We start from the raw sequence: 24888 nt of genomic DNA on the forward strand, positions 1-24888 counted from the left end.
GTCATAACGGGCTTGCGCGTCGCTTTCAATAGATCGCGCTTGACATACTCACTAGTTCGTACATTTTATTGTTCTGCCGATCGATCCCTGAGGAGGCGGTCCCGGCGGAGGCTATCTTGTCAAACGAATTGGACGGGTGACTGTATTTGCAGTCGCTACCGTCGCTATCCGATGACGGAGCCTGGGGAGGACTGGAAATGACACGGATCATCGATTTCTTATTCCTTGTGCTGAAGGTCGTCATAGCCCTGCTTCTGGCAGGCATGGTGGTGCTGGTCTTCGGCAATGTCGTACTGCGTTATGCCTTCAATCAGGGCATTACCGTTTCAGAAGAGCTGTCGCGGGTCTTCTTCATCTGGCTTACCTTCCTTGGTGGGGTTGTCGCGATGCGCGAACATGGCCATCTCGGCGTCGATTCGCTTCTGAAGCGGTTACCGCCGACAGGTGCCAGGATTGCAGTACTGATGGGGCAGGGGCTGATGCTCGTCGCCACCTGGCTGATGATCAGCGGAAGCTGGACGCAGACGCTGATCAACCTGCCAGCGACCATGCCGGCGACCGGCATTTCGATGGGCTGGTTCTACGGCGCCGGCCTCGCGTTCGGGGTTCCGACCTTCCTCATCATTCTCTGGGATGCCTTCCAGGTGGCGACCGGCCGCATCGATATCGCAACCGCTCAGCTGGTGCGCGACAGCGAGGAGGAAGTGGCTCTCGACAATCATCCGGAAGCCGCGGTCGCCGCCGGCATCACCAAGGCCTGAGGAGAGACCGATGACGCTCACCATTTTCCTCGGCGCCCTTCTCGGCCCCATGGCGCTCGGCGTGCCGATTGCCTTCGCGCTCATCCTCAGCGGCGTTGCGCTGATGATGTACATGGACATTTTCGACGCCCAGATCGTCGCCCAGAACGTGCTGAACGGCGCCGACAGCTTTCCGCTGATGGCGGTTCCCTTCTTCCTGCTGGCCGGCGAGGTGATGAATACCGGCGGCCTTTCGAAGCGTATCGTCAATCTCGCCATGGCGCTGGTCGGCCATGTGCGCGGCGGTCTCGGTTTCGTGGCGATCTTCGCCGCCTGCGTGTTGTCGAGCCTGTCCGGCTCGGCAGTGGCGGATGCGGCCGCACTTGGCGCGCTTCTCTATCCGATGATGATCAAATCGGGCCATGACCCGGCACGGACCGGCGGTCTTCTGGCATCGGCTTCGGTCATCGGCCCGATCATTCCGCCGTCGATCGGTTTCATCCTCTACGGCGTCGTCGGCGGCGTCTCGATCACCAAGCTCTTCCTCGCCGGTATCGTTCCGGGGCTGCTGATCGCGGTGGCACTCTGCATCGCCTGGCTGATCGTCGCCCGCAAGGAGCAGTTCGAACTGCCGAAGCGCCAGAGTCGCGAACTCCGAATGAAGGCCTTCGTCGACAGCATCTGGGCGCTGATGCTGCCTGTCATCATCATCGTCGGCCTGAAGTTCGGTGTGTTCACGCCGACCGAAGCGGGCGTCGTGGCTGCCGTCTATTCGCTGTTCGTATCGATGGTCGTCTATCGCGAACTGGCGCCATCCGAACTCTTCAACGTCTTCGTGGCGGCAGCGAAGATCACCGCGGTGGTGATGTTCTTGGTCGCATGCGCGGCGGTCTCCGCCTGGCTGATCACGGTTGCCGACGTGCCCGGCGATCTCGTCAAGCTCATCGAACCGCTGATGGACAACCAAACGCTGCTGCTGCTTGCCATCATGGTGCTGATCGTCGTCGTCGGCACCGCCATGGACATGACGCCGACCATTCTGGTGATGACGCCAGTGCTGATGCCGATTATCAAGCAGGCCGGTATCGACCCGGTCTATTTCGGCGTGCTGTTCATCATCAACAACTCGATCGGCCTGATCACGCCGCCGGTCGGCACCGTCCTCAACGTCATCTGCGGCGTCTCCAAGCTGTCGATGGAAGACCTGATGAAGGGCGTGATGCCCTTCATGATCGCCGAGCTGATCGTTCTCTTCCTTCTCGTCCTCTTCCCGCAACTGGTGACCGTGCCGGTCGCCTGGTTCGGGCATTGAGGCCGGGGAGTTTCTGCCAAGTGCATATCAACCGGCCGTGGGGGACCCGGCCATCCAGTGGGAGGAAAACATGTTCAACACGATGATGAAACTGGCGCTCGGGATCGCCCTGCCAGTGATGCTGTTTGCCGGCACGGCATCCGCCGAAGTCCGTGCGCATACGCTGAAATTCGCGGCGGCCAACAACAAGGGCCATCCGCAGGTCACCGGCATGGAAAAATTCGCCGAGATCGTCAAGGCGAAGAGCGGCGGCAAGATCGAGATCAAGTTGTTTCCCGGCGGCGTGCTCGGCGGCGACGTGCAGACCGTCTCCGCCCTGCAGGGCGGCGTGGTCGAGATGCTGGTGCTGAACGCGGGCATCCTGTCGAGCAACGTCAAGGCGTTCGGTGCGGTCGACCTGCCGTTCCTGTTCAACAGCGGCGAGGAAGCCGACAAGGTGATGGATGGTGCCTTCGGCAAGAGCCTTTCCGACAAGCTGCCGGCGACAGGCCTCGTCGGTCTCGCCTATTGGGAACTCGGCTTCCGCAACCTCACCAACAACCGCCGCCCGGTCACCAAGCTCGAAGACATCAAGGGCTTGAAAATCCGTACGCTGCAGTCGCCGATCCCGATCGAGCTGTTCAACAGCCTCGGTGCCAATGCCGTGCCGCTGCCCTACACGGAACTCTATACCGCGCTTGAGACCGGCACGGTCGATGGGCAGGAAAATCCGTTCGCCAACATCATCAACGCCAAGTTCTACGAAGTGCAGAAGTACCTGACGGTCACCCGTCATCAGTACAATCCTCAGATCGTGCTGATCAGCAAGAAGTTCTGGGACGGCCTCAACGATGAGGAGAAGGGCATTCTGCAGTCGGCTGCGACGGAAGCACGCGATTTCCAACGCAAGGTTTCCCGCGAAGCGGATGCCAAAGCGCTCGACGAGATCAAGAAGACCGGCATGCAGGTCACCGAGCTCAACGCCGCTGAAACCCAGAAGATCCGCGATGCCGTGAAGCCGCTGATCGACAAGTTCAGCGCCGACGTGGGTGCCGATACCGTGTCGCTGCTCTTCAAGGAACTGGACGCCGCCCGCAAGAAGTAACATGCCTGCCGGTCCGTCTTTCAGGCGGACCGGCTTTTCCATCCAATGAGGCGTTACACCCATGGCCGAGACATTGCTGAAACCCTTGAAGGCCGGGCTGATCGGCGCCGGCATCCAGGCCTCGCTGACGCCGGCCATGCATATGAAGGAAGGTGCAGCTCAAGGCTTCCGCTACGAGTATGAGCTGATCGATCTCAATCTGCTCGGCCTGACGCCCAGCAGCCTGCCTGATCTCCTGGACGATGCGGAAGCGCGCGGGCTGATTGGTCTGAACATCACCCATCCCTGCAAGCAGGTGGTCATTCCCTATCTCGACGAACTCTCCGACGAGGCGCGGGCGCTCGGCGCCGTCAACACGGTGGTGCTGAAGGACGGCAAGCGGTTTGGCCACAATACCGACTGGTGGGGATTTGCGGAAAGTTTCCGGCGCGGCCTGCCGGGCGCCGATCTGAGTGCGGCGGTTCAGATCGGCGCCGGGGGCGCGGGCGTTGCGACGGCTTATGCGATCCTGTCGCTTGGCCTCACGGCGCTCACGGTGTTCGACCGCGAGCCCGATCGGGCGGAGCAGCTTGTGCAAACGATGTCGGTTCTTTTTCCGGAGGCATCCATAACGGCGTCACCGGATATTGCTTCGGCGATGCGGGATGTCTCGGGCATCATCCATGCGACGCCGACTGGAATGGCCAAATATCCAGGTGTGCCGCTGCCGCCGGAGCTTCTCCAGCCGCATCACTGGGTCGCGGAGATCGTCTATTTCCCGCTCGATACCGAGCTTTTGAAAGTGGCCAGGGAGCGGGGCTGCCGGGTGCTGAATGGCGGCGGCATGGCCGTCTTCCAGGCGGTCGGCGCTTTTCAGCTGTTCACCGGCCGGGAACCGGATGCGGCCCGCATGCTCCAGCATTTCAAGGCACTGACGGCCTGAGCGAAATCCTCAAAGCCTGCTCGTCACATAGTCGCGCGCGACGATACGCCGTTCGGTCCCGGATTTGGGATCGAGGTGCCTCTTTTTAGGCGCCTGCGATTTTTGCCGGTTATCCCGGCAACGGGTCTGGCGATCCTGGCTTGGCCGACTATAGTGGCCGGGCCGCACCTTCTGCGGCATCACCCCCGCCTGCCGAAGAACGCCCAAGGTAATTTCTCATGACGCTTGCCATTTCCGCCAAAGACATCGACGACAAGGCTCTTATCGACGAGCTGAAGCAGTGGGTCGAGATCGAGACGCCGACGCTCGATGCGGTTGCGGTCAATGTATTGGCGGATCGGGTCGAGGCAATCGGCAAGGCGGCTGGTCTGGAGACTGAACGGCTGCCGGGCACGCTCGGTTTCGGCGATATCCTGGCGATCCGCTCGCCGCGCCCGGCCGGCAGTAACGAAAAGACCGTTTTGATACTGGCGCATCTCGACACCGTGCATGCGGTCGGCGTGATCGACAATCAGTTGCCGCTGCGTCAGGAGGGGGACAGATTCTATGGCCCCGGCATCTACGACATGAAGTCCGGCGCGCTGATGGCGCTCGAGGCGATGAAGCTCGCCGTCAGGCACGGCAGCAAGATGCCGATCGACCTGATCTTCGTTCCGGACGAGGAGATGGGCAGCCTGTCGTCGCGCGCGTTCATGGAAGAGGCGGCGAAAAGCGCCGGTTACACGCTGGTGGTCGAGCCCGCCCGCGACGGCGGCAAGATCGTCGTCGCCCGCAAAGGGGTCGCCATGTACGATGTCACCGTGCGGGGGCATGCTTCACACGCCGGAACGAGGCCGCAGGATGGCCGCAGTGCCATTCGCGCAGCTGCCCGGCTGGTTCTGGAGCTTGAGGCGCTCAACGATACCGAACGCGGCGTCACCGTCACGGTCGGGACGATAGCGGGTGGAACCGGCCGCAACACGGTGCCGGCGGAATGCCGTCTGCAGGTTGACGTTCGTGTTCCCGACGACGTGATCGCCAGGGAGATCACGGGCAAGATTGAGGCGATGAAACCTGTCGATCCGGACATCACTTTCGAAATCGATGGCCGGATGAACCGTCCGCCGTTCGCGCAGTCCGACGAGGGCAAGCGCCTTTTCGATGTTGCCGCTGAGATCGCCGACGGCCTCGGCATCAAGCTCGAAGGAATGGCGACGGGCGGCGGCTCGGACGGCAATTTCACCGCAGCGCTCGGTGTGCCGACGCTCGACGGGCTCGGTGCAGACGGTGCCGGCGCCCATACGTTCAACGAGCATATCTTCGTCAGCAGCGTTGCGCCGCGCACCGCCCTGCTCGCCAACCTGATGATCTCGCTCGAAGCGAGATAACCTATCTCAGGCCGGCAAGGTCACTTCGAACGAGTTGGCGATGCGGACCTTGCCGACCTCGATGACGTGCCGCATGGCGGAGATCGCCCTGTCAGGATCACGCGAGGCGACCGCATGGGCGATCCGCAGGTGGTTGGTGGCGACCTCATCGATCTTTTCCGGCGAGGCGGCGGGCGAGGAGAGCTGGAAGGAGATGGCAAGCGCCGCCTCGATCAGCGCGCTTGCCGAGCGCATGAACGGATTGCCCGACATCCGGGCGATAGCAAGGTGGAATTCCAGGTCCACCTTGGCGATGGTTTCCGGCGTGTGGGACAGGTCGTCGAATTTCGCGGCGATCGCGTAGAGCGCGACGATATCATCGCTGGAGGCACGTAGCGCGGCGGCGGCTGCTGCTGCCGGTTCCAACGCCATGCGCATTTCCGCCAGATGCTCGATGAATTCGTAATCCAGCCCTGATTCGAAGCGCCAGCCGAGCACGTCCGAATCGAAGAAGTTCCAGCTGGCCTTGTCGAGCACGCGGGTGCCGACTTTGGCCTTGGCTTCGACCAGTCTCTTGGCCGAGAGCGTCTTCATGGATTCGCGCAACACCGTGCGGGAGACGCCGAAACGGGCGGAGAGCTCGGTATCGCCAGGCAGCAGGGAACCTTCCGGGATCTTGCCGGAAACGATCCCCCGGCCGAGCTCCGCCACCACATGCGCGTGGTTGCTGCGGCGCTTTCGCCCACTGATCGTCGTTTCCAGAAGTCCCACTCAGATCTCCTTCAGCCGGCTCTCGGCCAGTCGCCGGTTTGAATACCAGATGATTCCGCGCTGCAATACAATGAAGACGAAGAGCAGGATGCCGATGACGATTTTCGTCCACCAGGACGACAGCGTACCGTCGAAGACGATGTAGGTCTGGATCAGCCCCTGGATCAAAATGCCGATGAACGTTCCCGCGACCAGGCCGACGCCGCCGGTGAGCAGCGTGCCGCCGATGACGACGGCTGCGATCGCATCGAGCTCGACGCCGACCGTCGCCAGCGAATAGCCGGACGAGGTGTAGAGCGTGTAGGCAATGCCCGCGAGGCCCGAGAGGAAGCCGGACAGCGCATAGATGCCGACCGTCGTGGAGCCGACCGGAACCCCCATCAGCTCGGCGGATTGCTGGCTGCCGCCGATGGCATAGACATTGGCGCCGAAGCGGGTGCGGCCAGCGATGAAAGCTCCGACGATGAACACCAGCAGCATCAGCAGGGCAAGCGCGGTCAGCCTGCCGCCACCCGGGAAGCGGAAATAGAAGCCCTGGATCGTGTCGATCATCTGGTGGCTGATCGGCACGGATTCCGTCGAGATCAGATAGGCAGCGCCTCGGGCCAGGAACATGCCGGCAAGCGTCACCACGAAGGGCGGTATGCCCAGATAGCGGATCATGGCGCCCATCAGACTGCCGAACAATGTCGAGACGACCAGCACTGCAGCGAAAGCGACGAGCGGGTGGATACCGAGCGAGCCGACCAGGACGGCGACGAAGACGCTGGTAAAGGCGATCACCGAGCCGATCGACAGGTCGATACCACCCGACAGGATGACGAAGGTCATGCCGACCGCGGCGATGCCGAGAAAGGCGTTGTCGGTCAAAAGGTTGCCGATCACCCGGGTCGACAGCATGTTCGGGAACTGCAGAACGCAGAGGGCATAGGCGATGACGAAGATGCCGAGCGTGGTGACGAAGGGCAGGTTGCGGGTGTGGATCATCGGACCGTTCCCTCCGCCTTGTGGGATGTCTCGCGGGATGCAGTTTCGTCGCGGCGCCGTGGAGCCTTGACGAAGCCGAGCAACGCCATGATCGCCGGCGACTGCAGGGTCAGAACGATCATGATGATGCCGGCCTTGATGATCAGGTTGAATTCCGGCGGGAAGCCGGAAACGAGGATTCCGGTGTTGATCGACTGGATGATCAGCGCGCCGATCAGCGATGCGGTGATCGAGAAACGCCCGCCGTTCAGCGAGGTGCCGCCGATGACGACGGCGAGGATGGCGTCGAGTTCAAGCCAGAGGCCGGCGTTGTTGGCATCTGCGCCGCGGATATCGGCGGTGACGATCAGGCCGGCGATGGCGGCGCAGAGGCCGGAGATCGCATAGACGAAGAACAGCAGGAAGCGGGCGCGTACGCCGGCAAGGGTCGCAGCGCGGCGGTTGATGCCGGTTGCCTCGATCAGGAAGCCGAGCGCCGAGCGGCGGACCAGCAGACCGATGATCAGGGCGGCGCAGACCCAGATAAGGATCGGGATCGGAATGCCGCCGAGCGAACCGGAACCGAGCGCTGCAAAGCTGTCATTGTTGAAGGTGAGGATGACGCCTTCGGTGATCAGCTGGGCGATGCCGCGGCCGGCGACCATCAGGATCAGCGTGGCGATGATCGGCTGGATGTCGAGCAGGGCGACCAGCACGCCGTTCCAGAGGCCGCAGGCGAGGCCGACGCCGAGCGAGATCAGGATCACGACCGGCAGCGGATATTCGTGTGCGATCAGCGTCGCGGCGACTGCACCGCAGATGGCGATCACCGCACCGATCGAGAGATCGATGCCGCGAGTGGCGATGACCAGCGTCATGCCAATCGTCAGCAGCGCGACGGGGGCGGCGCGCACCAGGATATCGATCAAACTGCCGTAGAGCCGGCCGTTCTGGAACGAAACGTTGAGGAAGCCGGGTGCGACTGCCGTGATAAGGGCAAGGATGACTGCAAGCGCGACGATCTGGGGTGCCAGCCGTTTCAGCCGGCGGGTGAAGCGGTCCATCATGCGGCCTCCGTGTGGGCCGGCGCTGCGATCGCCTGCATGATGTTGTCGGCAGTCACCCGATCGCCCTTGAGTTCGGCGATATGTTTGCGATCGGAGAGCACGATGACGCGATGGGCGATGGCGGTCAGTTCCTCCAGTTCCGAGGAGATGACCACCAGCGACATGCCTTCGGCACAGAGTTTTTCGATCATTTTCAGGATTTCCGCATGCGCGCCAATATCGATGCCGCGCGTCGGTTCGTCTAATATCAGCAGACGGGGTTCGGTCGCCAGCCAGCGGGCGAGGATCGCCTTCTGCTGATTGCCGCCGGAGAGGAATTTCATCTGCCTGTTGGGGTCGGCCGGCCGGATGTCCAGCGACTTGATGAAGTTTTCCGCGAGCGCTGCCTTTTCCCGCGAGGAGATCGGCTTTGCCCAGCCCTGCCGGGCCTGGACGGCGAGCGCGATGTTATCGGCGACCGAAAAATCGCCGATAATGCCGTCGGTCTTGCGTTCTTCCGGGCAGAAGCCGAAGCCGCTGGCAATCGCCGCTTCCGGGGAGGAGAGGGCGACCTGCTGGTTGTCGACGGTCGCGGTGCCGCTGTCGGCACGGTCGATGCCGAAAAGCAGGAAGGCGGTCTCGGTGCGGCCGGAGCCGAGCAGGCCCGCGACGCCGACCACTTCGCCGGGTCGGATGTCCAGATCGAAAGGTGCGACGCTGCCGCGCTTGCCGTAGCCCGAGAAGCGGATCGGCGCTTCGGCGGTCGAGGCGATGGTTTCTTCCTGCGCCTGATGCTCGCGGGTGATGTGCTGCAGCTCGCGGCCGAGCATCATCGAGATCAGCTCCAGCCGCGGCAGTTCGGCGAGCTTGCGGGTACCGACGAGCCGGCCGTTGCGCAAGACCGTGACACGGTCGGCGACCGCATAAACCTGGTTGAGAAAATGGGTGATGATGATGATGCCGAGGCCTTCCTCGCGCAGCCGGCGAAGGACGGTAAACAGCATCTCCACCTCGTGGCCATCGAGGCTGGCGGTCGGTTCGTCGAGCACCAGAACCTTGCCTGACAGGTCGACGGCGCGGGCGATGGCGACAAGCTGGCGGATGGCAACGGAATAGGACGAGAGCAGGGCGTCGACATCGATGTCGAGGCCGTAACGCTCCAGAAGCGCCTTCGACCGGCGGCGCATTTCGCGGCGGTCGATCAGACCGAACCGGCGCGGCTGGCGGCCCAGGAAAAGGTTCTCCGCGACCGTCAGGTTTTCGAGGAGGTTGACTTCCTGATAAACGGTGCCGATACCGAGGCCTTGTGCTTCCGCGACGCTCGACGGGGTCACCTCGGCGCCATCGAGGCGCATGGTGCCGTGATCGCGGCTATAGACCCCGGTCAGAATCTTGATCAACGTTGATTTACCGGCGCCGTTTTCGCCGAGGAGAGCATGAATCTCGCCGCGTTCGAGGGTGAAATCCACGCCCTCGAGCGCCGTGATGCCGAGGAAGGCCTTGCCGATGCCCCGGGCTTCCAAAAGTGAATTCGTATCCGACATGCCTAAAGTCCCGCATCTATCGAAGAACCGGAGCGGCGAGGTGCACCGCTCCGGTTGCTGCAGTCGCCCGGCTCTAAGGGGTAAGGGTAGAGCCGGGCGGCGGGAGGTCAGTAACCGAGGCCCTTCTTGGCTTCGTAGACCTTCATCGGGTCATCCTTGGCGGTATAGAGTTTCGATTCCGTCTGAATCCACTTCGGCGGAGCCTTCTTATCCTTGAGATAGGCATTGAGGGCTTCGAAGGCGGGGCCGGCCATGTTCGGGGTCAGCTCGACCGTCGCATTGGCTTCGCCCTTGGCCATCGCCTGGAAGATGTCCGGCACGGCGTCGATCGAGACGACCTTGATGTCGGAACCGGGCTTCAAGCCGGCTTCCTTGATCGCCTGGATGGCGCCGACCGCCATGTCGTCGTTATGGGCATAGACCGCGCAGATGTCCTTGCCGCCGCCCTCGGCCTTGATGAAGCTTTCCATGACTTCCTTGCCCTTGGTGCGGGTGAAGTCGCCGGTCTGCGAGCGGGCGATCTTGATGTTGGAATGTCCGGCGATCGCCTGTTCAAAACCCTTCTTGCGGTTGATGGCGGGCGAAGAGCCGGTCGTGCCCTGAAGTTCCACGACCTTGCAGTTCTTGGAACCGATTTCCTTGACCAGCCAATCGCCGGCGACCTTGCCTTCGAACACCTGGTCGGACGTGACGGCGGTCAGATAGAGGTCCTTCGGCGATTCGATGTCGCGGTCGAGCAGGATGACCGGGATTTTCTCTTCCTTGGCTTCCTTGAGAACCGCATCCCAGCCGGTGGCGACCACCGGTGCGATGAAGATCGCGTCGACCTTTTGGGCGATGAAGCCACGGATCGCCTTGATCTGGTTTTCCTGCTTCTGCTGGGCGTCGGCGAATTTCAGGGTGACGCCGCGTTTTTCGGCTTCCTGCTTGGTGACCGTGGTTTCGGCGGCACGCCAGCCGGACTCCGAACCGATTTGCGAGAAACCGATCGTTAGAGACGCGGCGGAAACGCCGGATGCCAAAGACAGGGTGAGAGCGGCTGCAGCTGCCGCGAGAGCTCTTTTCATCTTAAATCCTCCCAGAGATGAGAAAGCGAACTGACGCTGCAAGGTTTGGCATATAATATTACTTTTTCAAGCGCTATTTTCGAACGAATTTTGAAAAGAGCGACGTCCCCTCTACCTTTGAGGGAAACAATCGTTTGAATCTGCAGGATAAATGGGGTTTCTGAAAAATATCGGAATTGGCGAACGCGCTTTTTCTTATCCTTGACAAGCCCGCCGCCAATCCAATAGTCGTATTAATGACTACATCGGGCCAGACGGTTCTGATGGGAGGAGTGGCATGGCGACAGGAGACGCCATGTTGATATTGGAAGCATTTGGGTGATGAAATCGATGTTGCGGGTTCTTCAGGTCGTGAATGGCGCTGGTGCGTCTATTGTCGTCGCATGGGATGGCGAAGGTGCTGCCCGTGCGGTCAACGGCGTTTCGTCAACCTATGACCTCGCCTCCCAGGCGATTGCCGCCGGCCAGACCTTGGCTCAGCGTATCGACGCGGTCGGTCTCGGCGATGTCGTCGATCTTGAAAAGGCTGCGGGCGAAGGTCGCCTTGGCCTGCCGATCACCCATCCGGACCCGGCGCATTTCATCGTTGCCGGCACCGGATTGACCCATCTCGGCTCGGCCGATGGTCGTGACAAGATGCACAAGGCGGCGCAGGCGTCGGAAAAGCCGACCGATTCCATGCGCATGTTCCTGATGGGCGTCGAAGGCGGCAAGCCGAAACCCGGCGAGGCCGGCGTGCAGCCGGAATGGTTCTATAAGGGCAACGGCTCACAGCTTCGCGCCACCGGCAGCGATCTCGTGTCGCCGGCCTTCGCGCTCGACGGCGGCGAGGAGCCGGAACTGGCGGGCATCTATCTGATCGGCCCGGACGGCACGCCCTTCCGGCTGGGCTTCTGTCTCGCCAACGAATTTTCCGACCATGTGACCGAGAAGGGCAACTATCTCTGGCTCGCCCATTCCAAGCTGCGCCAGGCGGCCCTCGGCGCGGAACTTCTGGTCGGCGACCTGCCGGACCACGTGGAAGGCACATCACGCGTGCGGCGCGGCGACGAGGTGATCTTCGAAAAGCCGTTCCTGTCCGGCGAGGCGAACATGTCGCACACGATCGCCAATCTTGAGCATCATAATTTCAAATACGACATCTTCCGTCAGCCGGGCGATCTGCATGTGCATTTCTTCGGCACGGCGACGCTGTCGTTCTCGGAAGGGATCAAGACGGAGCCCGGCGACGTTTTCGAGATTTCCGCTGCTCCCTTCAAGCTGCCGGTCGTCAACCGGCTGACCGTCGCGGCGGATGCGCCCGTGACGATCAAGAAGCTCTGAGGCGGCCATGGCTCCCATTCGCGTCGCCATTGTCGGGCTTGGAAAGATCGCAAGGGATCAGCATCTCGGCGCGATCGAAGCGACCGACGGCATCGAGCTCGTCGCCGTCGCCAGCCGTCACGCAAAACTCGATGACATCGCCTGTTTCCACGAAATCGGCGACCTGCTCGCCTCGGACGTCGAGTTCGATGCCGTCTCTCTCTGTACGCCGCCCGTGGGCCGTTTCGAGCAGGCAAAGGCAGCACTCGATGCCGGCAAGCATGTGATGCTCGAAAAGCCGCCGGGTGCGACGCTTTCTGAGGTCTACGCGCTGGAAAAACTCGCTAAGGCGAAGGGTGTTTCGCTGTTCTCGACCTGGCATTCGCGCGCGGCCGCAGCTGTCGAGCCGGCACGGGCGCTGCTTGCCAAACGCAGGATTCGCAGCGTTGCGGTGGAATGGAAGGAAGATGTCCGCCACTGGCATCCGGGCCAGGCCTGGATCTGGGAGCCGGGCGGCCTCGGCGTCTTCGACCCCGGCATCAACGCGCTGTCGATCGTCACGCGCATCCTGCCGGAGAGCTTTCATCTCACCCGTTCCGAATTGACCTTCCCGGCCAACAGGGCGGCGCCGATTGCGGCAAGCCTGTCTTTCGAAACGGATGGCGGCGTGCCGGTTTCGGCTGAATTCGACTGGCGCCAGACCGGACCGCAGACCTGGGATATCCGTGCGGAGACCGACGAGGGTCCGATCGTTCTGACCCATGGCGGCAGTCGTCTTTTCGTCGATGGCAAAAGCGCGATCGTTGAAGAAGACCGTGAATACCGCAATCTCTATCGTGATTTCGTCGCGCTGGTGGCCGAAAGCCGCAGCGATGCCGATTTCTCGCCGCTGGTGCATGTCGCCGATGCCTTTATGCTGGGCCGGCGCATTGAAACAGACGTATTTGAGGACTGATGATGACCAATTCGGAAAACGTAACTTCGAACGAGATCGCCGAAACCGGCAAGGGTGGCCAGGTGGCCAGAAAGCTCCGCTCTCGCGCGTGGTTCGACAACCCGTCGAATGTCGATATGACGGCGCTCTATCTTGAGCGCTACATGAATTTCGGTCTCAGCCAGGCGGAACTGCAGTCCGACCGACCGATCATCGGTATCGCCCAGACGGGTTCCGACCTTTCGCCGTGCAATCGGCACCATCTGGAGCTGGCACATCGTCTGCGCGAGGGCATTCGCGAAGCAGGCGGGATTGCCATCGAATTCCCGGTCCATCCCATCCAAGAAACGGGCAAGCGCCCGACCGCCGGCCTTGACCGCAACCTTGCCTATCTTGGCCTCGTGGAAGTGCTTTACGGTTATCCGCTCGATGGCGTCGTGCTGACGATCGGCTGTGACAAGACCACCCCGGCCTGTCTCATGGCGGCGGCAACCGTCAACATTCCAGCGATCGCGCTCTCCGTCGGCCCGATGCTGAACGGCTGGTTCCGCGGCGAGCGCACGGGCTCCGGTACCATCGTCTGGAAGGCACGCGAACTGCTGGCCAAGGGCGAGATCGATTATGCGGGCTTCGTGAAGCTCGTTGCCTCCTCGGCGCCGTCCACCGGCTATTGCAACACGATGGGCACCGCGACGACGATGAATTCGCTCGCCGAAGCGCTCGGCATGCAGCTTCCGGGCTCTGCCGCGATCCCGGCGCCTTATCGCGACCGGCAGGAGGTCTCCTATCTGACCGGGCTTCGCATCGTCGAGATGGTCAAGGAAGACCTGAAGCCTTCCGAAATCCTGACCAAGGAAGCCTTCATCAACGCCATTCGCGTCAATTCGGCGATCGGCGGCTCGACCAACGCGCCGATCCATCTGAACGCGCTCGCCCGGCATATCGGCGTGGAGCTCACCGTCGACGACTGGCAGACCTATGGCGAGGAAGTGCCGCTGCTCGTCAACCTGCAGCCGGCCGGCGAATATCTCGGCGAGGACTATTATCATGCAGGTGGCGTCCCGGCGGTTGTCAACCAGCTGATGACCCAGGGCCTCATCCATGAGGATGCCATGACGGTCAACGGCAAGACGATCGGCGAGAACTGCCGTGGCGCGATCATCGAGGACGAGAAGGTCATCCGCCGCTATGACGAGCCTTTGAAGCCCCATGCCGGTTTCCGGGTGCTGCGCGGCAATCTGTTCTCTTCGGCGATCATGAAGACCAGCGTCATCTCGCCGGAATTCCGTCAGCGTTATCTCTCCAACCCGAACGATCCGGAAGCCTTCGAAGGCAGGGCGGTCGTGTTCGACGGGCCGGAGGATTATCATCACCGGATCGACGATCCGTCCCTCAAGATCGACGCGCATACGGTCCTGTTCATGCGCGGCGCCGGCCCGATCGGGTATCCGGGTGCGGCGGAAGTCGTCAACATGCGCGCTCCGGATTATCTTCTGAAGCAGGGCATCTCGTCGCTCGCCTGCATCGGCGACGGCCGCCAGTCGGGAACCTCGGGCAGCCCGTCGATCCTCAATGCCTCGCCGGAAGCCGCCGCCGGTGGTGGTCTCGCGATCCTGCGGACCGGCGATCGCGTGCGCATCGACGTCGGTCGCGGCACCGCGGACATTCTGATCTCCGACGAGGAGATGGCCGAGCGCCGCAAGGCTTTGGAAGCCGACGGGGGATACCGTTATCCGGAGCATCAGACGCCCTGGCAGGAAATCCAGCGCCACTATGTCGGCCAGCTCGAAACCGGCGCAGTGCTGGAGCCGGCCGTCAAATACCAGCGGATTGCCCAGACCAATGGCATTCCGCGCGACAATCACTGACCGTTTCGGTTCTCAGGGCGGCGAGGGGCCGCCCTTCAACAAGATTGGCGGCTCGAAGGGAGCCGCTCCAAAGGAGGAGTAATCCATGCGAATGTTCAAATATCTCGCGACAGCGGCCATGTTGGCCGGTCTGGTCGTCGCGGCTCCGGCCAGTGCCCAGGAAAAGGGCCTCGTCGGCGTCGCCATGCCGACCAAGTCTTCCGCCCGCTGGATCGCCGACGGCGACAACATGGTCAAGGTTCTGAAAGAGCGCGGTTACAAGACCGATCTTCAGTACGCTGAAGACGATATCCCGAACCAGCTCTCGCAGATCGAGAACATGATCACCAAGGGCGCCAAGGTGCTGGTGATTGCCTCGATCGACGGCACGACGCTGACCGACGTGCTGCAGCAGGCTGCCGACAAGAAGATCAAGGTCATCGCCTATGACCGCCTGATCCGCAACAGCGCCAACGTCGACTACTACGCCACGTTCGACAACTTCCAGGTCGGCGTCCAGCAGGCTACCTCGCTGGTGAAGGGCCTCAAGGCAGACACCGAGAAGGGCCCGTTCAACATCGAGCTCTTCGGCGGCTCGCCGGACGACAACAACGCCTTCTTCTTCTACAACGGCGCGATGAGCGTTCTGCAGCCGCTGATCGACAAGGGCGTGCTGAAGGTCGGCAGCGGACAGGTCGGCATGGACAAGGTCGCAACGCTTCGCTGGGACGGCGCAACCGCCCAGGCCCGTATGGACGCGATCCTCTCCTCCACCTATTCCAACAAGAAGCTGGATGCAGTCCTGTCGCCTTATGACGGCATCTCGATCGGTATCCTTTCGTCCCTGAAGGGCGTCGGCTACGGAAGCGGCAACATGGCGATGCCGCTCGTGAGCGGCCAGGATGCCGAAGTGCCTTCGGTCAAGTCGATCCTTGCCGGCGAACAGTATTCCACCATCTTCAAGGATACTCGTGATCTTGCCAAGGTGACTGTCGATATGGTTGATGCGGCCATGAGCGGCAAGGAGCCGACCGTGAACGATACCAAGACCTATGATAACGGCAAGAAGGTCGTTCCTTCCTACCTGCTGAAGCCAGTCGTGGTTGACAAGTCCAACTGGAAACAGGTTCTGGTCGACAGCGGTTACTACAAGGAATCGCAGATCAAGTAAGTCTTTCCACCCGCGCGGCGGCAACCCCGCCGCGCGGTCCTGTTATCCGGAGTCATTATGCTCGATCCTGTCTCTCTTCCCGAAAAGCCGCCCATTCTAGAAATGCGGGGCATTTCGAAGAGCTTTGGCGCCATCAAGGCGCTTTCCGATGTCAGCTTCACCGTCAAGGAAGGTGAGATCCACGCGCTCGTCGGCGAAAACGGTGCCGGCAAGTCGACGCTGATGAAGGTCCTGTCGGGTGTGTATCCGCACGGCTCCTATGAAGGCTCGATCCTTTTCGCGGGTGAAGAACGCCACTTCCGCGACATCAACGGTTCCGAGAAGCTCGGCATCATCATCATCCATCAGGAACTGGCGCTTATTCCGCTGATGTCGATCGCGGAGAACATTTTCCTCACCAATCCGCCGGCGCGTTACGGCGTCATCGAGCGGCATGAGCGGCACGAGCGCACCAAGACGCTGCTCGCCAAGGTGGGCCTTACCGAACGGCCAGATACGCTGATCACCAATATCGGCGTCGGCAAGCAGCAGCTCGTCGAGATCGCCAAGGCGCTTTCGAAGGATGTGCGGCTGCTCATTCTCGACGAGCCGACCGCGTCGCTCAACGAGACGGACAGTGCCGCGCTCCTCGAACTCCTGAAGGAGTTTCGTGCGCATGGCATCACGTCGATCCTGATTTCCCACAAGCTCAACGAAATCTCCGCCGTCGCCGACCGCATCACGGTGCTGCGCGACGGCCGTACGGTGGGCACCCTCGATTGCCATGCCGGGCCCGTCGAAGAAGACGAGATCATCCGCCGCATGGTCGATCGCGACCTTGAAAGCCGCTATCCGAAGCGCGAGCCGAAGATCGGCGAGGTGATTTTCGAGATCGACAACTGGTCGGTCTACCACCCGCTGCATTCGGATCGTCAGGTGGTCAAGAACGTGTCGCTGAAGGCCCGCGCTGGCGAGATCGTCGGCATTTCGGGCCTGATGGGCGCAGGCCGCACCGAGTTCGCGATGAGTGTTTTTGGCCGCTCCTGGGGTCGCGACATCACCGGCACCGCAAAACTGCACGGCAAGGAAGTGGACCTTTCCAACGTGCATCGCGCGATCAAGGCCAAACTTGCGTATGTCACCGAAGACCGCAAGCAGCTCGGCCTCATCCTGCCGGAGGACATCCGCAAGAACGTCTCGCTCGCCCATCTCGGCGGGGTTTCCTCGCGCGGGGTGATCGACGACATCGCCGAGATGAAGGTGGCTCAGGAATTCCGCACCCGCATGCGCATCCGCAGCCATAACGTCTATCAGGAAACCGGAAAGCTCTCGGGCGGCAACCAGCAGAAAGTGGTATTGTCGAAGTGGCTGTTCACCGAGCCTGACGTGCTGATCCTCGACGAACCGACGCGCGGCATCGATGTCGGCGCGAAATACGAAATCTATACGATCATCAACGAGCTCGCCAATGCGGGCAAGGCTGTGATCGTCATCTCGTCGGAAATGCCTGAGCTGATCGGCATTTGCGACCGTATCGTGGTCATGCACGAAGGTGCGTTCGTCGGCGAAGTCGCCGGCGAAGAGGCCACGCAGGAAAATATCATGCGCGCCATCATGCGGCGCAAAGGGAGAGAAGTATGAGCACCCCCCAGGAAACAATCGCGGTGCCGCAGAGCGCGGCCGGTTTTCTGAAGGACAACCTGCGCGATTTCGGCATGCTGATCTCGCTGGTCGTCATCGTCATCTTCTTCCAGGTCGCCACCGGCGGCGTTCTTCTGATGCCGCTCAACATCACCAACGTGGTGCTGCAGAACAGCTATATCGTCATCATGGCGCTTGGCATGCTGATGGTGATCGTCACCGGCCATATCGACCTGTCGGTCGGTTCGGTGGCCGGCTTCATCGGGGCGGTCGCCGCGGTGCTGATGGTTCAGTATGACGTCAACTTCATTGTCGCGACAATCCTGTGCCTGGCACTCGGTGGGTTGATCGGAGCCGTTCAGGGATATTGGGTCGCGTATTTCAAGATCCCGTCCTTCATCGTAACGCTTGCGGGCATGCTCGTGTTCAAGGGCCTGATGATTTCGGTGCTTGACGGACGCTCGATCGGGCCGTTCCCGCCGATCTTCCAGAAGCTGTCGTCCGGCTATATCGTCGAGCTCATCTCTTCGGCCGGCGGTCTCTACATCACTTCGCTCCTGCTCGGCCTCGTTCTTGCGGTGATCCTCATCGTGCAGAATATCGCGAGCCGCAAGCGCCGCATTTCGCATGGCGTCGAGACGGAGCCCTTCGGTTTCTTCATCGCCAAGAACCTGCTGATCTTCGCCGGCGTCGGCTACGTCGCCTTCCTGATCTCCTCGCATCGCGGCATGCCGAACGTGCTGATCATCATGGCGGTGCTCATTGCGGCCTACGGCTTCCTGACCAACCGCACGATCATCGGCCGGCAGATCTATGCCGTCGGCGGCAATATCCGCGCCGCCGAACTTTCGGGCATCAAGACGACGCGGCTGACCTTCTGGACATTTGTCAACATGGGCGTTCTGGCGGCGCTGGGCGGTCTCATCGTCGCAGCCCGTCTCAACACGGCGCAACCAAAGGCAGGCATCGGCTTCGAACTCGACGTCATCGCCGCCTGCTTCATCGGCGGCGCCTCGGCCTATGGCGGCGTCGGCAAGGTGACGGGTGCCGTCATCGGCGCCTTCATCATGGGCGTGATGAACAACGGCATGTCGATCCTCGGCATCGGCATCGACTACCAGCAGGTGATCAAGGGCCTGGTCCTACTCGGCGCCGTCTGCGTCGATGTCTATAACCAGCGCCGCTGAGGCGCCGCTTTCCTTCAAGATTGCCTGATGAAACTTTGAAAAGCCCGGAGGCGTCAGACGCCTCCGGGCTTTTTTGTGGGCTGCTCTGGTGTCGCGTCGGCTTCAGGCGCGACGGGTGGAACGGTCCAAACCGGCTTCACGTCGCCTGCTCGGTCACCGCCTCTTCGATCACATCCTCGGGGATATCATCGAAGGACGAGTAGTTAAGATTGTAGAGTTTCGAATAGAGCTTTTTGTTCTTCATCAGCTCGCGGTGATTGCCGCTCTCGATCAGCTCGCCGTTCTGCAGCACGATGATGCGGTCGGCCTCTCGGATCGTTGCCAGGCGATGGGCGATGACGAGGCCGGTGCGGCCTTCGAGCAGCTTCACCAAAGCCTTCTGGATCAGCATTTCGGTATAGCTGTCTATATTGGCGGTCGCCTCGTCGAGCACCAGGATTTTCGCATCCGCCACAAGCGCGCGGGCAAAGCTCAGAAGTTGGCGCTGGCCGAGCGAGAGATTGCCGCCGCGCTGGCCGAGAATGCTTTCGTAACCATCCTGCATGCGCATGATGAAATCATGGGCGCCGACTGCCTTGGCCGCCTCGATCACCTGTTCGCGGGTCGCGTCCGTCTTGTGGTAGCGGATGTTCTCGAACACCGTTCCGGTGAACAGGAACGGCTCCTGCAATACCATGGCGATCTGCCGGCCGAGCGATTCCTGGGTCAGGTCGCGCACGTCGTGACCGCCGACCAGAACCTGGCCCTGCTGCACGTCGTAGAAACGATGGATCAGCGACATACAGCTGGATTTGCCCGAGCCCGTTGGGCCGACCAGCGCGACCGTTTCGCCCGGGTTCACCTTGAAGCTCACATGTTTCAGGACCGGGTGCTTGGGATTGTAGCCGAACACCACGTCCTTGAATTCGACCGAGCCGTCCATGTCCGATGTGAGGACATTGGCGTTCGGCGCATCCTGGACATCGACCGGTACATCCAGCACTTCGGTCAGGCGCTGGCCGGATGCCATGGCGCGCTGCATCACCGAATATTGCAGCGTCAGCGACCGAATCGGGTCGAAGAAGCGCTGGATGTAGAACAGGAAGGCGACCATGACGCCGACGTCGAGCGCCTGGTTGAGCACGCGGGCGCCGCCGACCACGACGACCAGCGCCATCGCAAGGCCGGTCAACGAGTCGACGATCGGCACCATGACCTGGGCGTATTTGGCCGCATTCAGATGCGTGTTGAGGTTGGCGCGGGCCTTGTCGTCATAGAGTGTGAAGTTGACGCTCTGGCGGTCCATGCTCTGGACGGCGCGCACGCCGTGGATGGCTTCGGCAAGCGCGCCGTTGGCGATCGAGTTGGTCTCATGCGCGGCCATGAACGATTTTCGCGCCCGTGGCAGCCAGAACAGGCGGACGACGAAGAGGACGGGCAGGGCGCAGAGCGTCAGCAGGCCGAGCTTGAAATCGAGCGTCAGCATCACGAAGACGATACCGAACAGCAGCGTGATATCGCCGACCGAGAGAACTGAGGTTTCGAGGAATTCCTGCATGGAATTGACGTCGCCCTGCAGGCGCGACATTAGGCGGCCAACCTCCGTCTTGTCCATCCAGGAGAGCGAGACGCGTTGCAGATGGGTGAACATCGCCCTGCGGATATCGAAGAGCACGTCTTCGGCCACGCCGCCAACCAGCGTTTCCTGCGCATAGCTGGCCCCGAAATTGATGAGGATCGCCACAAGAAAGGCAACCATCGACCAGATTAAGATCGACTGGCTGTCGCTGCCAGCCTGCATGCCATGGTCGATCGCGTAGCGGATGATCAGCGGGATGAGGAGCTGCATGGCCGTGAAGGTCAGCACCGCAAGCACGGCCCAATAGATCTTGGTGCGATAAGGCCGCACGAAGCCCCAGATGCGCCTGACGATGTCGCTGTCGAAGACCTTACCGAAGATTTCCTCTTCGATGCGATGCGAGCCGACCACCGCGCGGGGCGGGCGCCTGCCGTCGTCACGAACGTCGGAGCGTTCGGTTTCCAGTTCCTCGGCCATGTATCCTCCCTCAGGCGCTGAGCGCGTCGTCGCCCGGACGTACCTGCAGATCGTAAAGCGCCTTGTAGCGGCCGCCGAGCGCCAGCAGCTCGTCATGCGTGCCGCTTTCGACGATGCGGCCCTCTTCCATGAACAGGATCCGGTCGGCATGCATCAGCGAGCTCAGGCGATGGGCGACGATGATCGTCACCCGGTCGGCTGCATATCTGCGCATGGCAGTACGAATGCGCTGTTCGGTGCCGGCATCGATCGCCGCGGTCGAATCGTCGAACACCATCACTGCCGGGCGCAACATCAGCGCGCGGGCGATCGACAGGCGCTGCCGCTGGCCGCCGGAGAGCGAGACGCCGCGTTCGCCGACGACCGTGCCGTAACCGGTCGGCAGGCCGAGCACGTAGTTATGCAGCTGGGCGCTTTCGCTGGCACGCTCGATGCGGCCTTCCTTGGCCCACGGGTCGCCATAGGCGATGTTGTTTTCGATCGTCGTCGTGAACAGAAAACTGTCCTGCTGGACCACGGCCACCGACCGGCGCAGCGATTGCAGCGTGGCGCTGTGGATATCCTGGCCGTCGATTGTGATCCTGCCGCCCGTCGCATCATAGAAACGCGGTATCAGGTGGGCCATGGTCGATTTGCCGCTGCCGGGCGGGCCAACGATGCCGATCGTTTCGCCGCGCTTGGCCTCGAAGGAAACGCCGGTCAGGACCTGATGTTTCTCTGCTCCGGGATAGGCGAAGTCGACATTTTCGAACCGCAGCGTGCCGTCGGTGACCTTCAGCTCCTTGGCGCCCTTCTCGTCCTTGATGGCAATATCGAGGTCGAGCAGTTCGAACAGGCGCGCGCCGCAGGTGGAGGCGCGGGCAAAGGCGTTGACCATCAGGCCGAGCTGGCGAACCGGCATCTGCAGGATGGTCATGAAGGTGAGGAAGGAGGTGAGCGTGCCGACGGTCATCTCACCGGCCATCACCTTGGTGCCGCCGACCCAGAGAACCAGGCCCATGGAGGCGAAGAAGGACAGTGTCATGGCGCTGGTATTTGCGACCCGGATGCCGACGCGCTGATGTGCCAGGGATACGGCGCTCTTCGACGCCACCTCGAACTTGTCGAGCTCGTGATCCTGCGCGGCAAAGGCGCGCACGACGCGGATGCCGCCGAGGTTTTCCTCCATCACGCGGGTCAGAACCGAAAGCCGTTCCTGGAGGTCGAGCCAGGTGGCGCGCAGCCGCAGTTGCGTCACCGACGACCGCCAGCCGACGAACGGCACGAAGCTCAAGGCCAGCAGGCCGAGCACCACGTCGGTCGACAGCAGAAGATAGGCACCGATACCGATCAGCACGGTCAGGAGAACCATGCGCACCAGCGCGGTCGAGAAATACATGCGCACGCCTTCGAGATCGAGAAGCCCGACGGTGATCAGGTCGCCCGAATGCATGCTGTCGTGAAAGCTGAAGGAGAGCCGCTGGATCTTCTCGTAACAGGCCAGCCGGAGGCGGTAGCCCATATGATGGCCGACCGCCTCGCTGAAATAGTTCTGGAACAGGGTGAAGATGCCGCGCAGCACGCTGGCGCCGAGCAGGAGCAGTGCTGTCGTCAACAGCGCATCCTGTGCCGCCTGGCCGGCATCGCCGCCGGTCAGCGCCACCTGCGTGTGGTCCACCGCCTGACCGAGCAGCCGCGGGATCATCAGCTGAAAGCTGGAGGCGATCAGGGTCGCGCCGATCGCGAAGCTCGATTGCCACGGATGACGGAAGGCCATGACGGTAATGCGGGTCAGTATCGAGAAGCCTTTGCCCCAACCTGCCGCATTCACCAGCGCCAACGAAGCCGACGGCTTCGCAGCGCGAACTGTTGCATCGCTGCTCACGGTTTTATTCCAAAATGAATTACAGAGCCGGAAAAATATCCGGAAAGACGGCCATTATGAGATGAAGATTCGGGACCTTTATCTAGCCTGCATACTGACGCTGATCAGTCAACCGATTTGGACCGAAAACGGAGCCGCCTGTGATGATTTTTTGACCTGTGTGTCGCCTGAATTTTCGGCAACGAGCCTGTCGGTATTCCAATGCCTGAGCATGCGGATGCGGGAGGGAGAATGCCCATCAGGATGTTGACCGCGCTTTCTTTTGTCTCCGTGCATATCGCAAGGTCAGTTCCTGCCTGATATCGTCGCGCCATAACTGACAAGAAAGGTTTGGCTTTCGCATGACCAGCGGCCTGCATCACATCACCGCCATCACCCGCAAGATCCAGGCGAATGTCGATTTCTACACGGGCTTTCTGGGCCTGCGGCTCGTCAAGCGGACGGCCGGCTTCGAGGACGCTCGCCAGCTGCATCTGTTCTATGGAGACGGTGCGGCGACACCGGGCTCGCTGGTGACTTTCCTCGCCTGGGAAGATGGCTCGCTTGGGCGCGTTGGGCATGGTGCGCCGAGCGAGATCAGTTTTGCGATTGCGCCCGAGGCAATCGGCTTCTGGTTGACGCGGGCGCTACAGTTCAATGTCAAGCTTGCCGGCCCGGCCCAGGAGTTCGGCGAGCCGGTGCTGCGGCTGACCGACCCGGACGGGATCATCGTCAAGCTCGTCGGCGTCGAGGAGACGACGCCCTGGGTCTGGTGGAGCGGCGGCGGCATAAGCGAGGCGGATGCGATCCGAAAACTCCATGGGGCGACGATCCTTTCCGAAAAGCCGGAGCAGACCGCGGCGTTTCTGACACGGCATATGGGGCTTCGGCTCGGGCCGAAGGACGGCAATATCCAGCGGCTGGTGTCTGATGCGCGAGATATCGTCGACGTCCACGATGCGGGCGGTTTCTGGACTGCGGCACCCGGCACCGGCACGATCGACCATATCGCGTTTCGCGCCGTCGATCGGCCCGAGGTCGAGGCGGTGCATGCGGGATTGTTGGCGGAAGACGCCGGCGAGATGAACATGCATGACCGGCATTATTTCCACTCGCTCTACGTCCGCGAGCCGTCCGGTACGCTGATCGAACTGGCGACGGACGGGCCGGGTTTCATGGCGGACGAGCCGATTGAAACGCTGGGGTCCGAGCTGTTTATCCCGACGCATTTCAAGGAAGACCACGATGTCCTGCGGGTCATGCTGCCGCAGTTCGGCCTGCCGGGAGAGGAGCGCATCATCTATCGCGACCTGCCTTTCGTGCACCGCATCCACATGCCGGAGAGTTGGGACGGTTCGACGCTAGTGCTGCTGCACGGCAGCGGCGGCAATGAGACGACCATGCTGCCCTTCGGCCGCAAGGCGGCTCCGAACGCCATGCTGATCGGGGTGCGCGGGCGGTCCACGGACGAGGGGCATCCGCGATATTTTCGTCGTTTCACGGAGATGACGTTCGATCAGAAGGAGATCGTCTCGGAAGCGGAGGCCTTCGTCGCCTTCGTGGAGGAACTTGGTCCGGCCTATGGCGTCGATCCGGCGCGGACGGCATTTGCCGGCTGGTCCAACGGCGGCAACATGATCGGCGCGGTGATGCAGCTTCATCCGGACCTGATCCGCAAAGCGGTGCTGCTGCGGTCGATGAACTGCCTGGAAGCTCGGCCGGCAGTCGATCTTTCCGGTACGCATGTCCTGTCGCTCAGCGCGACCGACGATTTTTACGGTTCGCTGGCCCGGGAACTCGAAGAGCGGCTTATCGCTGACGGAGCGGAACTTACCGCCAGGACGCTCGATGCCAACCACGGGATCGGCACCGAGGACGAGATGATCGCCCGTGACTGGCTGATCGAAAATGGCTTCTAACTAGTCGCCGTAATGCAGAGCGATGACATCGACGGCGGCGGATATGTCTGCCTTGAACCCACGCCTTCGAAGCGCCATGCCATAGGCCGTCAGGTTGCCGAGCACGATATCGAAACGGGCGCGCTGGCCTGTATGGGTGCCTCAAGCGCTCGTCAGGTCCGGAAAGGTTCAAAGACGTGTTCAAAGACTAAAAAATGAGGTTCGCCTCAACCAGCTTCTCACAATGTTGCGC

The 24888-nt window shown here is 61.7% G+C and carries 19 protein-coding genes; 12 read left to right on the plus strand and 7 right to left on the minus strand.

Translation table 11 applies throughout. The features are described 5' to 3' along the window. The first annotated feature begins 197 nt into the window (after positions 1–197). From MOV63_RS22045 to MOV63_RS22065, 5 genes are all read left to right on the plus strand, one after another. Positions 198–761: a TRAP transporter small permease gene (locus tag MOV63_RS22045; protein WP_247036820.1), complete on the plus strand. Its 564-nt coding sequence runs from the start codon at positions 198–200 to the stop codon at positions 759–761. A gap of 10 nt (positions 762–771) precedes the next feature. Beyond that, complete coding sequence (locus MOV63_RS22050) at positions 772–2052, plus strand: TRAP transporter large permease (protein WP_247036821.1); 1281 nt, start codon at positions 772–774, stop codon at positions 2050–2052. A 70-nt stretch (positions 2053–2122) separates the two neighbouring features. Continuing rightward, positions 2123–3136: a TRAP transporter substrate-binding protein gene (locus MOV63_RS22055; RefSeq protein WP_038543732.1), complete on the plus strand. Its 1014-nt coding sequence runs from the start codon at positions 2123–2125 to the stop codon at positions 3134–3136. Positions 3137–3197: 61 nt separating this feature from the next. After that, positions 3198–4058 carry a shikimate dehydrogenase gene (locus MOV63_RS22060; protein ID WP_247036823.1) on the plus strand — a complete coding sequence of 287 codons (861 nt, stop codon included), beginning with the start codon at positions 3198–3200 and terminating at the stop codon, positions 4056–4058. Positions 4059–4276: 218 nt separating this feature from the next. Further along, the gene (locus tag MOV63_RS22065) at positions 4277–5425 is read left to right on the plus strand and encodes a M20 family metallopeptidase (protein ID WP_247036826.1); all 1149 of its coding nucleotides are present in this window, start codon (positions 4277–4279) and stop codon (positions 5423–5425) included. A 6-nt stretch (positions 5426–5431) separates the two neighbouring features. On the opposite strand, the gene MOV63_RS22070 is transcribed toward MOV63_RS22065, so the two are convergent. From MOV63_RS22070 to ytfQ, 5 genes are all read right to left on the minus strand, one after another. Further along, positions 5432–6175, minus strand: a complete 744-nt coding sequence (locus MOV63_RS22070; RefSeq protein WP_038543725.1) for a FadR/GntR family transcriptional regulator — start codon at positions 6173–6175, stop codon at positions 5432–5434. Continuing rightward, positions 6176–7162, minus strand: coding sequence for a galactofuranose ABC transporter, permease protein YjfF (gene yjfF, locus MOV63_RS22075; protein WP_247036828.1), 987 nt, complete (start codon positions 7160–7162; stop codon positions 6176–6178). It abuts the gene before it with no gap. Continuing rightward, positions 7159–8208 carry an ABC transporter permease gene (locus MOV63_RS22080; RefSeq protein WP_247036829.1) on the minus strand — a complete coding sequence of 350 codons (1050 nt, stop codon included), beginning with the start codon at positions 8206–8208 and terminating at the stop codon, positions 7159–7161. The genes yjfF and MOV63_RS22080 overlap by 4 nt, the downstream gene beginning before the upstream one ends. Further along, entirely contained in the window at positions 8205–9731 is a 1527-nt protein-coding gene (locus MOV63_RS22085) for a sugar ABC transporter ATP-binding protein (protein WP_247036831.1), read from the minus strand. The genes MOV63_RS22080 and MOV63_RS22085 overlap by 4 nt, the downstream gene beginning before the upstream one ends. A gap of 107 nt (positions 9732–9838) precedes the next feature. Further along, positions 9839–10798: a galactofuranose ABC transporter, galactofuranose-binding protein YtfQ gene (gene ytfQ / locus MOV63_RS22090; RefSeq protein WP_038543717.1), complete on the minus strand. Its 960-nt coding sequence runs from the start codon at positions 10796–10798 to the stop codon at positions 9839–9841. Positions 10799–11128: 330 nt separating this feature from the next. Here ytfQ and araD1 point away from each other — a divergent pair, with 330 nt between their 5' ends. From araD1 to mmsB, 6 genes are all read left to right on the plus strand, one after another. Next, positions 11129–12121, plus strand: a complete 993-nt coding sequence (gene araD1, locus MOV63_RS22095; RefSeq protein WP_247036835.1) for an AraD1 family protein — start codon at positions 11129–11131, stop codon at positions 12119–12121. Between the two features lie 7 nt (positions 12122–12128). After that, on the plus strand, positions 12129–13055 hold the full coding sequence (locus MOV63_RS22100) for a Gfo/Idh/MocA family protein (RefSeq protein WP_038543715.1): 927 nt from the start codon (positions 12129–12131) through the stop codon (positions 13053–13055). A gap of 2 nt (positions 13056–13057) precedes the next feature. Beyond that, complete coding sequence (locus tag MOV63_RS22105) at positions 13058–14902, plus strand: IlvD/Edd family dehydratase (RefSeq protein ID WP_157885240.1); 1845 nt, start codon at positions 13058–13060, stop codon at positions 14900–14902. Between the two features lie 118 nt (positions 14903–15020). After that, positions 15021–16052 carry a multiple monosaccharide ABC transporter substrate-binding protein gene (chvE, locus tag MOV63_RS22110; protein ID WP_244446674.1) on the plus strand — a complete coding sequence of 344 codons (1032 nt, stop codon included), beginning with the start codon at positions 15021–15023 and terminating at the stop codon, positions 16050–16052. A gap of 57 nt (positions 16053–16109) precedes the next feature. Then, positions 16110–17672: a multiple monosaccharide ABC transporter ATP-binding protein gene (gene mmsA, locus MOV63_RS22115; protein ID WP_038543711.1), complete on the plus strand. Its 1563-nt coding sequence runs from the start codon at positions 16110–16112 to the stop codon at positions 17670–17672. Then, positions 17669–18859, plus strand: coding sequence for a multiple monosaccharide ABC transporter permease (mmsB, locus tag MOV63_RS22120; protein ID WP_038543709.1), 1191 nt, complete (start codon positions 17669–17671; stop codon positions 18857–18859). Before mmsA ends, mmsB begins: the two co-directional genes overlap by 4 nt. 136 nt (positions 18860–18995) lie before the next feature. On the opposite strand, the gene MOV63_RS22125 is transcribed toward mmsB, so the two are convergent. Beyond that, positions 18996–20894 (minus strand): ABC transporter ATP-binding protein, encoded by a 1899-nt coding sequence (locus MOV63_RS22125; RefSeq protein ID WP_247036832.1) that lies wholly within the window; start codon positions 20892–20894, stop codon positions 18996–18998. 10 nt (positions 20895–20904) lie between these two features. Next, entirely contained in the window at positions 20905–22758 is a 1854-nt protein-coding gene (locus tag MOV63_RS22130) for an ABC transporter ATP-binding protein (protein ID WP_173426749.1), read from the minus strand. Positions 22759–23099: 341 nt separating this feature from the next. On the opposite strand from MOV63_RS22130, the gene MOV63_RS22135 reads away from it, so the two are divergent. Then, complete coding sequence (locus MOV63_RS22135; RefSeq protein WP_247036833.1) at positions 23100–24656, plus strand: VOC family protein; 1557 nt, start codon at positions 23100–23102, stop codon at positions 24654–24656. The last annotated feature ends 232 nt before the right edge of the window (positions 24657–24888 follow it).

Source organism: Neorhizobium sp. SHOUNA12A (assembly GCF_023006505.1).
Lineage (GTDB): Bacteria > Pseudomonadota > Alphaproteobacteria > Rhizobiales > Rhizobiaceae > Neorhizobium.